Origin of the sequence: Synechococcus sp. MIT S9508, assembly GCF_047303045.1 — a bacterium.
Lineage (GTDB): Bacteria > Cyanobacteriota > Cyanobacteriia > PCC-6307 > Cyanobiaceae > Synechococcus_C.
Genome location: NZ_CP138941.1, coordinates 1,310,514 through 1,325,196, shown reverse-complemented (window position 1 = coordinate 1,325,196; position 14,683 = coordinate 1,310,514). Strand labels below are relative to the sequence as shown.

The following is a 14,683-nucleotide window of genomic DNA, read 5'->3' as shown; positions in this document are numbered from 1 at the left end:
ACTTCCACCACTTCAACCTGGTTGCGCCGAAGCTGGAGTACGCGCAGTGCTGGGCGGAATCTTTTCAATCACCAACAGACCATCAATGATTGATTTCGCAACCGGAAGAGCCACCGTGGATCCATAGGCGTTGTCTCCCTGGGGCTCATCCACGACCACCAACACGACGTAGCGCGGATCGTCAACGGGGAGAGTCGCCACAAAACTGCAGATCAAAGCGCCGGGAACATAAACGCCGTTCAGAGCCTTCTGAGCGGTGCCCGTCTTGCCACCGATGCGGTATCCCGGTGTTCTGACGCCCTTGCCGCTTCCTTTCTCCACCACTGATTCCATCCAAGCCATCACAGTTCGCGTGACCTCAGGTTTCAGCAGTGGCTTGCCTTGACGTGATCCAGGTGGAGCCAACGCATCGCCGGCTCTCAGACCTCGGGTGATATGGGGGCTAACCAGACGGCCGCCGTTGGCGAGCAAGGCATGCAGCTGCACCAACTTCAACGGTGTCAGTGAGAATCCCTGCCCAAACGACGCCGTTGCCGGCTCGATCGGCTGGGTGGTGAACTGCTCCTTGGTCTTGAGCTGACCGGCAACGGCACCGGGGAGGTCGGTGTCGGGCCGTGCATCCAGGCCAAGTCGACTCAACCAGTCCCAGTACGTCGAGGAGGGAAGCTTGCGCATGGCCTGGACCATGCCGACGTTGCTGGACACTTGCAGCACCGTGGCAAAGTCGATCAAACCGTTGGCTCGACGGTCATGATTGTTAATCGGCCACCCGCCGATCGTGACAGAACCGCTGTCCTGAACACGTCCTGTGGTCTGAATTGCATTTTCCTGAAGAGCAAGCGCCAGGTTGATGGGCTTGAAGGTGGATCCGGGTTCATAGAGATCCTGTACCGACCATTCTCGGAAACGACCTGCCGGAAAACTCCAGTAGCTGTTCGGGTCGTAAGTGGGCACCGATGCCAACGCCAGCAACTCACCGTTGGTGACGTCCATGACAATGGCTACTCCTTTCTGGGCTTTCCAGGTTTTGATCTGAGCAGCCAGGGCCTTCGCAGCAACGGCCTGAAGACGCGCATCGAGCGTGAGCTGCAGTCTCAGATCATCCCCAAAGAACACTCCGGCATCAAGATTGTCGGGCAACGGAGTGCCATCGGCTCCTCGACGAAGACTTCGGGCCTGTTCATGGCGCTGAAGTTCGTCATGTCGGCTTTGTTCAAGACCTGCCTGAGGCTCACGATCCTGATTGAGAAATCCGACCACATTGGCGAACAAATCACCCTGGGGATACACGCGGTAGGGATAGGACTCAAGGTCAACGCCGGAGATGCCAGCGGAGCGGATTGTTGATGCAGTTTCTGGATCAAGCCCCTCGATCAACTTGATCCCAGAAGGACGGTCTCCGATTCGCTGAAGGATCTCCGCCTCGGTGAGTGTCAGTAACGGAGCTAAACGTGCCGCAACATCGGCAGGTGGGCGAATCAGAGTCGGGACATCGCCGGGAAGATTGAAGTAACGCGGATGCAGCCAGAGTCGGTAGCGCTCTTCGTCAAGAGCAACAAGACGCCCGGTGCGATCAACAATGGGGCGACGGGTCCCCAGCGGCTGCGTTCGCTGGGTCTGCACTGAACGCGCACGAGCCTCGAGCTCGCTGGCCTGAAACACCTGCAGCCAGGCCATTCGTCCCATCAAGCCGACAATGCCCACACACAGCAGCGCGAAGACAGATCGCATGCGTCCCGCCGGGACTGGCTCCAAAGGCACAACTCTCCTGCGCTGACGGCCGGCTCCTGGCCGTGAAGACTTGGTGGAACGGCCCATGAATCAGTAGCCGTGATGAATGGTGCGCTTCATGAGCGAACCGAGCATGGCCAGGTGGTCGATCCCTGGCTTAGTAGAAGCCGATGAGGGACGGTCGAGATACACCAGATTGGCCACCGTGGTGGGCACCATCTGATTGGGGGTCTGAGAGCGCTCCAACAAATGACGTTCGAGCATGGCCGTGGATTCGGTCAGACGATGGGCCTGCTCCCTGGTCATCTCAAGCTGACGGAAGGCGAGGGTCCACCGATGCTGCCAATGCAGCGTGAGCCCACTAAGGAGAAGAACTGCCGCGAAGACTCCAATCAGGCTGCCGTCTGCCGTGCGGTGTAAACCGGCCAGTAGAGGGGACTTGCGTGCAACACGACGTGCAGAGAGCGATCCCTGAATGACCTCGAACGGACGTCTTGAGGCCTGACGTTGCGCGGAAGACGGTTGTGACTGCGGAACCGCGACCACGGACAAGGTTGATCAATGCGCCAGTGAACCACCTGAGAGAGGACACCGCAAGCCTGAAACCTTGACCAGGACTGAAGATTGGCTCAGCTCCCTAACAACACGAGATTCAGGAAGGTCACGCCGTTCCAGAGTGCGTGCATCACCACGCAGGGAAGCAGCCGGCCGGTGCTGAGACGGAGCAGGCCAAGGCCGAGTCCGAGCACCAAAAGCGGAGCCAGTTCACCGATGCTGAGATGAGCGATTGCAAAGACCAGAGCACTCACGAGCACGCCTCCCAATCGACCTAGAGACTGTCCAAGCACAGGCAACAGCACACCGCGGAAGATGGTTTCTTCAAACAGCGGCGCCAGAACCACAGCCGTGAGAGACAGCAGCAACAGGGCGAGGGGGTCCTGACTTTTGAGGACGATCTCTAGCAATGGGTTGCTGCCTCCCTGATCCCCGATCACACGAGTGATCAACCAACCGGTCAGAACAACGGGAGGCAAAACCATCAGCCAGCCTCGCCCCCCCTGAAGCAGGGCCCTAGCAACAGGCTGAATCCCCCACTGCAGCCATCCTTGCGGAGGCCTCTGTGCACGGTCCAGCTGCCCCAGCTGCTGACGCAAGATCAGCAGGGGAGGTACCGCCAGGGCGACATAACCCAGAAAAACATTGATGCCCTGCGTCAGAGGTGCAGAAAGACCGCGCGTGAAGGCCGAGGAGATCGGAATGACCAACAGAGGCATCAACACCTCACCGAGCACCACAAAACCGCCCGCCACCAGCAGAACCATGTCCAGAACCCTGAGAGGAGGGGCAAGCAGAGCTGGCCAGGAGGGCAGTCGGCGTCGCAGCAGTTGCCATAGATGGCGCAACAGCAAAAGTCCACCGAGCAGCAGGGCCAGCAGGGGAAGCAGCTCACTGATCACCAACCGGCGGGCAGCCCTTGTCGCCAAGGCCTGATCGAGACAGCTCTCCTCGTCACCACCCAGTGCTTCACAGGCGAGTCGACGGGTTAGCGGGTCGGCAGTCAGGAGAAGCAGCCTGGAACGCTCATCCGCTGAGACATTGCGCTTATCGCCTTCCGCGAGCGCTCTCTGAAGCTGCCGCAGATCACTGGATTGGAGATCCAATTGCTGGAGACTGCGCCGATGCTCGGGATCCGTCTCCAGGGCTGTGAACAAAATTTTCTGGCGGTCATCCAACCGCTCCAGCGGAATTTGCCGCAGGCTGTTGAGCAGGGAATCGGAGGCATCTGTTCCAAGCAGAAGGGGTCGCAGAGGCGGGGCAATCTGCGGTTCTGCCAGCAACGTCAGTTCCTGTTGCTCCAGCGACAATGCAGGCGCAACAGAGGGTTTAGCGAAACTGTCCACCAGCCCTAGGGCCCAGATCGTGGTAGCAAGTACCAGCGACAAAATGGCAAGCAGCACCTTCCAAGACGAGGCCGCCGTTGATCGTCCGGAAGGTGGGCTGGTCACACAGAGCGGGCAATTGCCTTGAATTCTCGTCGGTAGCGCTGCCACAGCCGATGAAGAGTTCACCCTGGGCACGCTCATACGATGGCGGCGCTCTTTCAGCATGTAGCGGTGCCCCTGCGTCTTCTCCTCGTTCGCCACGGTCTCAGCAGCTTCAATGTGGAGCGGAGAATCCAGGGGCGAGACGATCTCTCCACACTCACTGCTTCAGGACAGGAGCAGGCTCGCCGGCTCGGGCAGGCGCTTGTCGATGTCCCCGTTCAGGCGGTTTACAGCTCTCCGCTGAAACGGGCTGCATCCACAGCGGCGGGAATCCTCGAGAGCCGGGACGACGGACTGGAACCAAGCTTCGATGACGGCCTGCTGGAGATTGATCTCGAGCCGTGGAGTGGGCTGACTGCGGCCGAACGCTCGGAACGCTTCCCAGAGGACTTCGCCACCTGGAAACAGAAACCGGAAGCTCTGGAGTTAATCAGAAAGGACGGGAGCCGTTATCGCCCTTACGAGGAGTTGATGAAGCAGGCCCGACGCTTCCTGGAGGAATTGGTCAGGCGGCATCCCGTGAACAGCGATGACACCGTGCTGCTGGTGGGGCATAACGCCATCCTGCGCTGCCTGATCGTGAGCCTGCTGGGAGATCCGGAACGGGGCTTCCGTCGACTCCGCCTCGACAATGCCTCACTCTCGATTTTCAATCTCAGCCCATGCGAAAACGGCTATCAGGTGCAGATCGAGTGCCTGAACAGCACCGCGCACCTCGACCCTCCACTTCCTGCCAAAGGCGGAGGATCACGACTCATCCTTGTGCGACATGGCGAAACGAACTGGAATCGAGAAGGTCGCTTCCAAGGACAGATCGACATCCCTCTGAACAGCAATGGTCATGCTCAAGCGGAGGCTGCGAGGGGCTTTCTGCAAGACGTGTCCTTGCAAAAGGCCTACAGCAGTTCAATGTCACGCCCACGCGAGACAGCTGAGGGCATCCTGAAATCTCACCCAGGTATCTCCATCACGCTCACGGACGGACTCATGGAAATCGGTCATGGCCTCTGGGAGGGCAAGCTTGAATCAGAAATCAGCGCCGATTGGGGAGATCTGCTGGAGGAGTGGAAACGCTCACCCGACACAGTGCAGATGCCTGAAGGGGAAACAATCCAAGACGTCTGGAATCGCTCCGTTGACAGCTGGAATGCCATTGCATCCAGTCTCGACGCCACGGAAACCGCCCTGGTGGTGGCCCATGACGCTGTGAATAAAACAATCCTCTGCCACCTGCTGGGGCTCAGTCCTGCTGACATCTGGGCCGTCAAACAGGGCAACGGAGGCGTCACGGTGGTCGACATGCCATCCGAACCGGGCCAGCCTGCAGTGGTTGCCTGCCTGAACCTCACCTCCCACCTCGGCGGTGTGCTTGATCGCACGGCGGCCGGCGCGCTCTAACACTGAATTGATGACCGAGATGATCCTGCTTGACCCCGTGAGGGTGCTGGTCGGGCCCGACCAGCCGCTGCAGGAAAAGGGTGCAGCCCTGCTGCGCGAGGGACGTCTCGAGGCATTCGGCGACCAGGCCCGCGAAGCGGCTCGAACAGCGGGAATCGGCTCGACTGCTGCAGGACATCAGCTGCTTGCTCCATGCCTGGTCGATGTTCATTCCCTGCTGCCGGAGCCGTTCCAGGGCCCAGGCGAAACTCTGGAAAGCCTGGTGCGATCGGCCGCTGCAGGCGGTTATGGACAGCTTGCTTTGCTACCTGAGGCATCAGGGAACCGACGGGAACTGCCAGATCGACTTCGCGGATTTGAGCGATCCGACTGTGACGTGGCTGTCCATCTCTGGGGAGGCTTCAGCCAGGGCGGTCAGGGCGAACAACTGACTCCCCATGCCGATCTGATCGAGGCAGGTGCCGTTGGCCTCTCGGATGGCAACAACATGCCGCCGGTCCCCTTGCTCGACCGCGCCTTTACCCTCGGAGAATCAGGTGTATCTCCTGTTCTGATCCCACCCCTTGATGCCGTTCTGCGCGGGGAGGGCCTGTTGCGGGAAGGCCCCGAAGCACTACGGGCTGGCTGGCCAACCGATCCTCTCAGCAGCGAAACACTGCCCCTCAGCCAGCTCGCTCAGCTTCAACAGGAGCACCCAGAGCGCAAGCTGACGCTGATGGGTTTGTCCACCGCAGCAGGAGTTGGTCTGCTGAAGCAGATGAGCTTGCGTCCTGCCGCGACCGTGAGCTGGTGGCACGTGCTGACGAGTAACAGTTCCAGTGCAGCCACGGCAACCTCATGGTTTGTTTCACCGTCCCTGGGCAACAGAACAGATCGTGAGGCACTGGTCGAAGGCCTCAGCGAGGGCCTGATCCAGGCGATCGCTGTCCATGCATCACCGCTTGATGATGAAGAGTGCCTGCTGCCTCCTGATCAGCGCCAACGTGGGATCGCCGGTCATCAACACGTGCTTCCCTCCCTCTGGCAAACGCTTGTGGTGTCGAGCGGCTGGACAGCAGAACGGCTCTGGGACGTGCTCAGCTTCGGTCCCTCCCGAATCCTGGGGGTTGAAGAGGAGTGTCTGACACAAGGAAGCAATCGCTGGATTCTGTTTGACCCCGATGTGACCTGGAGACCCACGCGATCAGATCCATGGGCTTCGAAGGCAGCCAATCAGCCCTGCCTCGACCAGCCGTTAAGTGGACGCGTTGTGCAATGCGGGCTCAGGACCCCAGCGTTCCCAGCCGATTGAGAGGCCAGAACCGCCAGAGCGCTCGGCCAATGATTTGGTCTTCAGGCAAGAAAGGACCTCCTGGCCAATAGCGCCCATCCCAGCTGTTGCTGCGGTTGTCACCAAGCGCGAGCACGTGCCCTTCAGGCACCGTCACATTCAGCGTGCGGCAGAGGCTCATCCCTTGTTCATCAACAGGACAATACTTGGTCACATAGGGCTCATCCACGGGATCTCCATTCACGCGGACTTCACCTCGCGGGTTCACGGAGACCTGGTCTCCACCCACAGCGACAACCCGCTTGATGTAGGCATCGCATGCAGGATGGCTCAGGCCGGGGATCAGTCCCAGAAGAGGAAAGTTGGCCAGGGCACAGCGGAAGGTGGGGGGAGATCCAGCGGTTTTCAATGCTGGATCAAAAGCATGCGGTGAGTTGAACACCACAATTTCGCCGCGCTTGGGCCCTCGTCTGGCATAGGAGAGTTTTTCCACGAGCAGCCTGTCCTGGATCTGCAGACCAGGCAGCATCGAACCGGAAGGGATGAAGCGTGCTTCAGCCACGTAATGACGGATCCCGAGATACAGGGCCAGAGTGAAGATCACAGGCCCCCAGAAATCCCAGAACGGATGTCCTTTTTGGCCCTGTGACTTGGAGGGAGCCGCAGACGAATCCGATGGAGAATCAGCTTGTGAAGGCGAAGCGTCGTGCTGGGCGTCTGGCAACGGAAACCTTGCTGACCTTGGATAATCCAAGATAGGCCTGATGGCGATGGCCTCCTAGCCTCAGCTGAGAACGCTCACACCCATGGTCAGACCTCGGTGGCAAGGTGTGAAACCCTCCGCAAGCCGTCGCTTCTGGCTTGGCTGGGACCGACTGGTCGCGGGGATTGCAGCTCTGAACCTCGCCTGGGTCGTCTTCGACATGACCTATGTGCCGCTGCGCAACTTCTGGCTTCAGCGCACTCTATTTCCCCTACCTTCGATCAGCTTTGCAGTTCCCCTGCCCTGGCTGCCTGACATCACACCCTTGTATGACCCGGTGAAGGGAATTGAGCCTCATCAAGACACTGAGGCCTACATCCAACATTTTCAGCGCTTGGAACGCACTGCCGCGGCCAGTGGTATCAACAGCCCTGCAGCCAAGCAGCTGCGTTTGGAAATGGTGGTGCGCAACAGTCAGCTGATCGATGAAAACCCTTTTGTCAGCTCCAACAAAACGGGAACGCTGGAGAAACTCAAAAGTCGCCTGAGGGCCAGGGCAGGCATGGATTCAGCCAAACAATCTGCCGCCCATCTACTGGGAGACCGCTATCTCACGGATGAACGATGGGCAGCGGAACGAAGGTTCTGGCGCAACAACATTCTTCCCCTTGCTTCCACGAATTACTGGCGCGGCACGGATGAAAACGGGCAGCCGATCGATCTGTCATGGAGGATCGATCTTCCTTTCCAGATTCTCTTTCTGCTGGACATCATGCTGCGCGCCATTCGGCTGAAGCAGCGCTATCCCGCCATCGCCTGGAGAGATGCACTGCTGCGTCGATGGATTGATTTGCCACTGCTGATTCCGTTCTGGAGGCTGCTGCGCGTCGTCCCCGTTGCAGAGCGCCTGTCCAGCACACGCATGATCCAACTGGAACCCCTGAGAGCCGCGGTGAGCCGCGGCGTGGTCGCAGTACTCGCTCTCGAGTTGTTCGAAGTGATCACACTGCGCATCCTTGATGCTGCGCAGGATGCGGTGCGCTCACCCCATTGGCCCGACAAGATCCGTCGTCTCTGCAGCCATCAGAGCATCGAATCGGAGGGGGAAAGGGAGCTCGCTGAACTGCTGCGCCTCTGGCTTCCATTGGTGTTGACCCAGGTCGGGCCAGGCATGCGACCCCAGCTTGTGGCCCTGGTGAGTCATGCTCTGCGACGCAACCTTGAAGACAAAGCAATCCCAACGCCGCTGCGAGCACTGCCTGGGATTGACAAAGCCGAACATCAGCTCAGCCTTCAGCTCTCGACAGGCCTCGTTGACTCTCTGTTGAATCTCTCCCGCAACGCAGGCGATCGTTTTGCACAGAAGGATCCGGTGCTTCAGGAACTGGGAATTCAGACCATCGACCGATTCTGGGAGGAACTAGCGAAAACTCTTGAGCAGGGTCCAGTTCTTGAACGCAGCCAAGAACTCGTGGCGGCATTTCTCGAAGATTTCAAGAGAAACAGCATGAATCAACTGAGGTTCCAAAAGGATGTCGATGAACTGATCACAGAGCTCGATGGATTGAACTTCAGTTCAGAAGCAGCTCAGACCAAGCCTCGGGCTTGAAGCCAACCAGAAATCGACCGTCCGGGCATTGCACAAAAGGACGCTTGATCAGCTTTCCATCGGCAGCCAATGCTTGAAGGGCCTGATCATCGGTCATGGCTTTGACCGCATCAGCACCAAGGGCCCTGTAGCTCTGTCCACTGGTGTTGAACAAGGGCTTGACCTGGCCAAACTGCCGATAAGCCTGATGCAGAAGATCAGATGAAGGAGGAACGAGCGTGATGTCGATCACCTCGTATTCGAGCCCTTCATTCTCAAGCCACAAAAGCGCTTTGCGGCAAGTGCTGCAACGGGAATAACTGAAGACTGTGAAACCGGCCACAATTATTGGTTCAGCAGGCTTTTCACAGCACCAATAAGGCTGTTGGAGCCTTGACCAACTCCATCGCCGGGACGTGAACGGATGGTCACATCACCGTTCACCGTCGTGCGGCAGCTGAGGCGGTAATTGGCTGGTCGATCCGCCAGATAAACCTCTTCAACATCACTGAGAGGGGAAAGGTTCTGAGCTCCCTCAAGAACTTCGACGACGCAAGTGCCGCATTGACCAACACCACCGCAATTGTTGAGGTTGTTCAGACCTTTGTAAGGGTTGACACCAGCCGAGAGAGCCGCTTTGCGCAGGTTGGCACCCTCAATACAGCCAATTTGCTGGCCTTCCTGCTCAAAACGGATGGTGGGCACGGATCTTTTACATCAAAGTGTCGCTTAATTTACAAGCCTCATGGTGGCAACCGAGGATTTTGCCGCCAACCTCTGCAGAGCGAGGTGTTCATTCTGAATCGATGACTGATCAGGCGGAAGCCGCCTGAACGCAGGTCTCCAGAAGGGGCTGAACCGCATCCACGTCGCGCCAACCGCCGATCTCGGTCACACGACCTTCCATGTTTTTGTAAGTGCGAAAAAATTCAGCGACGTCCTCAAGCTGACTCGGCGCGATCTGAACAATGCTCTGAATGGCCTGCTGACGTGGGTCAGCAACAGGCACACAAAGAATTTTGCCGTCGTAATGGCCCATATCGGTCATATCAAGCACCCCAATCGGTCTTGCCTGAATCAGACATCCAGCGAAGGTGGGTTCCGCCATGATCACCATGGCATCAAGAGGCGATCCATCCTCAGCCAGGGTGTTGGGGATAAAGCCGTAATCAAATGGATATCTGACCGATGAATGCAAAACTCGGTCGAGGGCCATGACCCCAGCTTCTTCAAAGTATTCGTACTTGTTGCTGCTTCCCGCTGGGATCTCAACGATCAGATTCACCAGTCCTGGAGACGGAGATGGGGTAAGAGCCCTGAGATCCATAACTCTCCTGAACAGTGACGGAGGAGTGGGTGGGGCGATCGGTCAGCACAGCGGCCAATGGAATGCCTAGCCCTGTAACGGCGAGAGTGAACCCGAGAACAGCAAGAGCGGGGATGGCCACGAACTGCGCTGCATGCGCAGGGTGTTTGGGGGCAGGCTCAGGGTCCATTCAGTGGTGGTCGGGGACATCCCAGACTTCATGCAAAGTGCTCAGAAGTCATTCAGGACGTCCGAAGACGGCCTTATAGGGAGATTGAGCTGTGAATCCGAAGAATCAAAACTCTTCTGCATTCTGACATCACTGCAAGGCTTATGCAGCAGGACGATCCTGCCGATCACGACGGGAGGCAAGATCAGATGGAGCTTCAGGGAGGCCATCAAGGCGGGCCCTGATCAGTCGCAACTCATCGAGAATTGCTCCAAGCACTTGCTGCGTAGCCGTGGAGGGTGAGTTGAGAACCTCAACGGTGACCTCTTTGATCCGCAAGACATCCTTGGCAAATCGAGCAACCTCGTTGGGATGAAACAGAAGCGGATCTTTCTGATCGCTTCTGTATTCAGGATTGAGCTTGCGGGGATTAAAAACAGGGTTGAGGTTGCGCGGATCGGTGTTGGTGTAGCGATACACAGATGCACGCGATCGATTCAACGACTTCTGAACATCGTCGATTCCAACCAACGCATCCGACTGAGAAAGAACAGCCGCAGCATCATTCCGAAAATCCGAAGATTCACTCACGGCCGGCACTGAAACGTCTAACGACCGAGGAAACATGAGACAGCGCTGGGACAGCTTGGATTTGGCAGACCATAGCAGCTGAGACTCAGGACGCCAGCATCGATCACAGCAAAAGTGACAGTTCCTCGATCGACCGTTTTCTTGGCGGTGATAGCTTCCTGACCCCCTCTATAAATTCCTGTCATGCGCGTCTCCCGCCTGTCGCTGGTGACGTTAAGGAACGTGCCCGCTGACGCTGAAATCCCGTCTCATCAATTGCTTGTTCGAGGTGGTTACATCAGACGCGTTGGACCAGGCATCTATGCCTACCTCCCCTTGATGTGGCGGGTGCTGAGCAAAATCAGCACGATTGTTCGTGACGAGCTTGACAGCCTCGGTGCACTTGAGACGCTGCTTCCCCAGCTCCAACCCGCCGAACCATGGGAACGCAGCGGTCGATGGCAGGGCTACACCGCCGGCGAGGGCATCATGTTCCACCTGGAGGATCGCCAGGGCCGAAGCGTGGGCCTCGGCCCCACACATGAGGAAGTCGTCACGGAGCTCGCTGGGGAGCTGCTGCGCTCCTACAAACAGCTGCCCGTCACGCTTTATCAGATTCAGACCAAATTCCGCGACGAGATCAGGCCCCGTTTCGGGCTGATGCGCAGTCGGGAATTCATCATGAAGGACGCCTACTCCTTCCATGCCGACGAAGCGGATCTGGAGCAGACCTATGCACTGATGGCCGGGGCCTATGCCCGCATCTTCAAGCGGTGCGGTCTCAACGCCGTGGGAGTAGATGCCGACAGCGGCGCCATTGGAGGAGCTGCGTCCCAGGAATTCATGGTGATGGCGAATGCGGGCGAGGACCTGATTCTCTCCACGCCAGATGGGAGCTATGCCGCCAATCAAGAGAAAGCGGTGTCACATCCGTGCCCAGCAGAAGCACTGCCTCCTGGCGAGGAACGAAGCCTTGACACGCCTGGACAGGCAACGATTGAGGACCTCTGCTCTGCCAACGACCTCTCCCCATCTCAGACCGTCAAGGTTCTGGTGCTGCTGGCCCGCCTCGAGGATGGTCGAGAGCAACCGTTGCTGGTCAGCCTGCGAGGAGACCAGGAGCTGAATGACGTCAAGTTGACGAATGCCGTGACCCAGCGGATGGGTTCCTCCGCACTGGAGATTGCACCGATCAACCCAGAGCAACTCCGGAAGCAGGGTCTTGCATCACTGCCCTTCGGCTCGATCGGGCCCGATCTTGCCGACAGCACACTGAAGGAGTCGCGAAGCTGGGAAACCCGATTTGAACGCCTGGCCGACCCAACCGCCCTGGATCTTGAGCGCTTCGTCTGTGGCGCCAACAACGCCGATCAGCATCGCTGGGGAGCGACGTGGAGCTCCATGCCCGCTCAGATCCAAGCTGATCTGCGCAATGCCAGAGCCGGAGATCGGTCTCTCCACAACCAGGAGCAGATCCTTGAGGAGCGGAGGGGCATTGAAGTGGGCCACATCTTCCAGCTCGGCAGCAAATACTCCGACGCGCTCGAGGCCTGCTTCACCGACAAAGAGGGCAAACAAGCGTCGCTGCTGATGGGCTGCTACGGCATTGGCATCTCTCGCCTCGCCCAAGCGGCAGTGGAACAGCATCACGATGACGCGGGGATCTGCTGGCCAGTGAGCATTGCGCCCTTCCAGGTCATCGTTGTTGTCGCGAACGTGCAGGACGCGACACAGCTGGCCCTAGGAGAGTCTCTCTACGGATCGCTGCAATCTGCAGGAGTTGATGCCCTCCTGGATGACCGCAGCGAACGTGCCGGAGTCAAATTCAAAGACGCCGATCTGATTGGAATCCCCTGGCGGGTCGTTGTCGGTCGCGAAGCCGAAGCCGGACGGGTCGAAGTGGTGGAGCGCTCCACCCGCTCAAACAGCACCATGTCGCATCAGGACGCATTGACCCATGTGCTCAAGGCCGTCCAAGCTCGCCCCATGGTCTAGCGAGCGATGCTTCGCCTTAAAGTTCACCAAAATTTTCCTGCCATGCGAATAGAGCTGCAACGCCTCAGCCGCCAACTCAGGGGGTTCACTTTGGCCCTATGCCTTGGCCTGACCCTGATGCTATCCGCCTGTAGCGACAGCATTTCAACGATGACTGGCGATTACGTCGAAGACACAGTGGCTGTGGTTCAGTCGCTGCAGACCACGCTTGCACTCCCCTCTGATGCTGAAGGGTTACAGGAGTCGGAGCAGGCAGCACATGATCTCATTAATGACTACATGTCGAGGTATCGACCAAGGCCCCGGATCAATGGCCTCAGCTCCTTCACCACCATGCAGACAGCCCTGAATTCTCTGCAAGGTCACTACAACACCTACACCAACCGTCCGGTACCGGAAGCACTGCGGACTCGTGTTGAAAAGGAGTTGAGCAAAGCCGAGAAATCCGCTCTCCGAGGCACCTGACCACTTCAATCCGGGAGGCGTTTCATAATCCAATCACAATTTCGCAACTCTCTTTGACCTCAGGCAGGTGAATCTGAGAGAGTTCCGGATTGTGCAGAATGGCGGCTTCGGGCCGCGGTGTCTTTGGCCAATGTTGTCGTCATCGGTGCGCAGTGGGGTGACGAAGGGAAGGGAAAGATCACAGATCTCCTCAGCCGTTCCGCTGATGTCGTTGTTCGCTATCAGGGCGGAGTCAACGCTGGCCACACCATCGTTGTGGACGATCAGGTTCTGAAGCTTCACCTGATTCCCTCTGGAATTCTGTATCCCGATACCGTTTGTCTCATCGGTTCAGGGACCGTCGTCGATCCCAAAGTGATGCTTGGCGAACTCGACATGTTGATCGAGAACGGGATCGACATCGCTGGGCTGAAGCTCTCCTCCACGGCGCATGTGACCATGCCCTACCACCGCCTGCTCGACCAGGCGATGGAGAAGCAGCGCGGCGATCGACGCATCGGCACCACTGGACGGGGCATCGGTCCCACCTACGCGGATAAATCTCAGAGAAGCGGCATACGGGTCATCGATCTTCTCGACGAAGCACGTCTGCGTGACCGCCTTGAAGGCCCACTGAAGGAGAAGAACCAGCTTCTGCAGACCATCTATGACATGGAACCGCTCGATGCGGAAGCGGTGATCAGTGAATATCTGGCCTACGGCAAACGGCTGGCTCCCCATGTGGTGGACTGCACCCGCGAGATTCACAAGGCAGCACGCGGTCGCAAAAACATTCTGTTCGAGGGCGCACAAGGAACGCTGCTCGACCTTGACCACGGCACTTATCCCTATGTGACGTCTTCCAACCCTGTGTCAGGCGGGGCCTGCATTGGGGCTGGCGTGGGTCCGACCCTGATCGACCGAGTGATCGGTGTGGCCAAGGCCTACACGACCAGAGTTGGGGAAGGGCCATTCCCCACCGAACTCGATGGCAGCCTCAATGATCATCTCTGCGACCGAGGTGGTGAGTTCGGCACCACCACCGGCCGCCGCCGCCGCTGTGGTTGGTTTGACGGTGTGATCGGACGCTACGCCGTTGGCGTGAACGGCCTTGATTGCCTGGCCGTCACCAAGCTCGATGTGCTGGACGAACTCGACGAACTTCAGGTTTGTGTGGCCTATGAACTGGATGGGGAAAGGATCGAATACTTCCCTTCCTGTGCAGAGGCGTTCGCCCGCTGTCAACCGATTTTCGAAACGCTACCGGGCTGGCAATGTTCAACAGCTGAATGCCGCACCCTTGAGGATCTCCCCGAGAAAGCCATGGCGTACCTGCGCTTCCTGGCCGATCTGATGGAGGTTCCAATCGCCATCGTGTCACTGGGTGCCGGTCGGGATCAGACCATCGTTGTTGAGGATCCAATCCACGGTCCAAAACGGGCACTGCTCAGTGCCTGATTCCGG

15 protein-coding genes are annotated in these 14,683 nt (G+C 58.3%); 6 read left to right on the top strand and 9 right to left on the bottom strand.

The window, feature by feature from the left end:
* Positions 1–12 precede the first annotated feature (12 nt).
* The 3 genes from SIB42_RS06945 to SIB42_RS06935 all read right to left on the bottom strand — a co-directional run bounded on the left by SIB42_RS06945 (position 13) and on the right by SIB42_RS06935 (position 3,737).
* Entirely contained in the window at positions 13–1,818 is a 1,806-nt protein-coding gene (locus SIB42_RS06945; RefSeq protein WP_067092895.1) for a peptidoglycan D,D-transpeptidase FtsI family protein, read from the bottom strand.
* 3 nt (positions 1,819–1,821) lie between these two features.
* A complete protein-coding gene (locus tag SIB42_RS06940; protein WP_067093138.1) occupies positions 1,822–2,277 on the bottom strand; it encodes a hypothetical protein in 456 nt (151 codons plus the stop codon).
* Positions 2,278–2,360: 83 nt separating this feature from the next.
* On the bottom strand, positions 2,361–3,737 hold the full coding sequence (locus tag SIB42_RS06935; RefSeq protein WP_413327693.1) for a CPBP family intramembrane glutamic endopeptidase: 1,377 nt from the start codon (positions 3,735–3,737) through the stop codon (positions 2,361–2,363).
* Between the two features lie 108 nt (positions 3,738–3,845).
* Here SIB42_RS06935 and SIB42_RS06930 point away from each other — a divergent pair, with 108 nt between their 5' ends.
* The gene (locus SIB42_RS06930; RefSeq protein ID WP_197459834.1) at positions 3,846–5,174 is read left to right on the top strand and encodes a histidine phosphatase family protein; all 1,329 of its coding nucleotides are present in this window, start codon (positions 3,846–3,848) and stop codon (positions 5,172–5,174) included.
* A gap of 10 nt (positions 5,175–5,184) precedes the next feature.
* A complete protein-coding gene (locus SIB42_RS06925; RefSeq protein ID WP_067092892.1) occupies positions 5,185–6,465 on the top strand; it encodes a hypothetical protein in 1,281 nt (426 codons plus the stop codon).
* Here SIB42_RS06925 and lepB read toward each other — a convergent pair.
* Positions 6,437–7,168: a signal peptidase I gene (gene lepB, locus SIB42_RS06920; RefSeq protein ID WP_067092891.1), complete on the bottom strand. Its 732-nt coding sequence runs from the start codon at positions 7,166–7,168 to the stop codon at positions 6,437–6,439. The genes SIB42_RS06925 and lepB overlap by 29 nt on opposite strands.
* 82 nt (positions 7,169–7,250) lie before the next feature.
* Between lepB and SIB42_RS06915 the strand changes: the two genes are divergently transcribed.
* Positions 7,251–8,756 (top strand): hypothetical protein, encoded by a 1,506-nt coding sequence (locus SIB42_RS06915; protein ID WP_067092890.1) that lies wholly within the window; start codon positions 7,251–7,253, stop codon positions 8,754–8,756.
* On the opposite strand, the gene SIB42_RS06910 is transcribed toward SIB42_RS06915, so the two are convergent.
* The 5 genes from SIB42_RS06910 to SIB42_RS06890 all read right to left on the bottom strand — a co-directional run bounded on the left by SIB42_RS06910 (position 8,719) and on the right by SIB42_RS06890 (position 10,837).
* Entirely contained in the window at positions 8,719–9,078 is a 360-nt protein-coding gene (locus SIB42_RS06910) for a Spx/MgsR family RNA polymerase-binding regulatory protein (RefSeq protein ID WP_067092889.1), read from the bottom strand. The two genes, SIB42_RS06915 and SIB42_RS06910, sit on opposite strands and share 38 nt — an antisense overlap.
* A 2-nt stretch (positions 9,079–9,080) precedes the next feature.
* Positions 9,081–9,440 (bottom strand): 2Fe-2S iron-sulfur cluster-binding protein, encoded by a 360-nt coding sequence (locus tag SIB42_RS06905; protein ID WP_067092888.1) that lies wholly within the window; start codon positions 9,438–9,440, stop codon positions 9,081–9,083.
* A 109-nt stretch (positions 9,441–9,549) separates the two neighbouring features.
* Complete coding sequence (locus tag SIB42_RS06900; RefSeq protein ID WP_067092887.1) at positions 9,550–10,062, bottom strand: inorganic diphosphatase; 513 nt, start codon at positions 10,060–10,062, stop codon at positions 9,550–9,552.
* The gene (locus SIB42_RS06895; RefSeq protein ID WP_074160687.1) at positions 10,004–10,231 is read right to left on the bottom strand and encodes a hypothetical protein; all 228 of its coding nucleotides are present in this window, start codon (positions 10,229–10,231) and stop codon (positions 10,004–10,006) included. Before SIB42_RS06895 ends, SIB42_RS06900 begins: the two co-directional genes overlap by 59 nt.
* Before the next feature lie 141 nt (positions 10,232–10,372).
* Positions 10,373–10,837, bottom strand: coding sequence for a resolvase (locus SIB42_RS06890; protein ID WP_067092886.1), 465 nt, complete (start codon positions 10,835–10,837; stop codon positions 10,373–10,375).
* A gap of 147 nt (positions 10,838–10,984) precedes the next feature.
* Here SIB42_RS06890 and SIB42_RS06885 point away from each other — a divergent pair, with 147 nt between their 5' ends.
* From SIB42_RS06885 to SIB42_RS06875, 3 genes are all read left to right on the top strand, one after another.
* Positions 10,985–12,775, top strand: coding sequence for a proline--tRNA ligase (locus SIB42_RS06885; RefSeq protein WP_067092885.1), 1,791 nt, complete (start codon positions 10,985–10,987; stop codon positions 12,773–12,775).
* A gap of 42 nt (positions 12,776–12,817) precedes the next feature.
* Positions 12,818–13,240, top strand: a complete 423-nt coding sequence (psb27, locus tag SIB42_RS06880) for a photosystem II protein Psb27 (RefSeq protein ID WP_067093137.1) — start codon at positions 12,818–12,820, stop codon at positions 13,238–13,240.
* A 117-nt stretch (positions 13,241–13,357) separates the two neighbouring features.
* Positions 13,358–14,677 (top strand): adenylosuccinate synthase, encoded by a 1,320-nt coding sequence (locus SIB42_RS06875; RefSeq protein WP_186988870.1) that lies wholly within the window; start codon positions 13,358–13,360, stop codon positions 14,675–14,677.
* Positions 14,678–14,683 lie beyond the last annotated feature (6 nt).

Bases quoted from the DNA above. Each gene is read 5' to 3' on its own strand.
- SIB42_RS06900 (WP_067092887.1), bottom strand. From the start codon at position 10,062: ATGGATCTCAGGGCTCTTACCCCATCTCCGTCTCCAGGACTGGTGAAT.
- SIB42_RS06890 (WP_067092886.1), bottom strand. From the start codon at position 10,837: ATGTTTCCTCGGTCGTTAGACGTTTCAGTGCCGGCCGTGAGTGAATCT.
- SIB42_RS06895 (WP_074160687.1), bottom strand. From the start codon at position 10,231: ATGGACCCTGAGCCTGCCCCCAAACACCCTGCGCATGCAGCGCAGTTC.
- SIB42_RS06885 (WP_067092885.1), top strand. From the start codon at position 10,985: ATGCGCGTCTCCCGCCTGTCGCTGGTGACGTTAAGGAACGTGCCCGCT.
- SIB42_RS06925 (WP_067092892.1), top strand. From the start codon at position 5,185: ATGACCGAGATGATCCTGCTTGACCCCGTGAGGGTGCTGGTCGGGCCC.
- psb27 (WP_067093137.1), top strand. From the start codon at position 12,818: ATGCGAATAGAGCTGCAACGCCTCAGCCGCCAACTCAGGGGGTTCACT.
- SIB42_RS06945 (WP_067092895.1), bottom strand. From the start codon at position 1,818: ATGGGCCGTTCCACCAAGTCTTCACGGCCAGGAGCCGGCCGTCAGCGC.
- SIB42_RS06915 (WP_067092890.1), top strand. From the start codon at position 7,251: ATGGTCAGACCTCGGTGGCAAGGTGTGAAACCCTCCGCAAGCCGTCGC.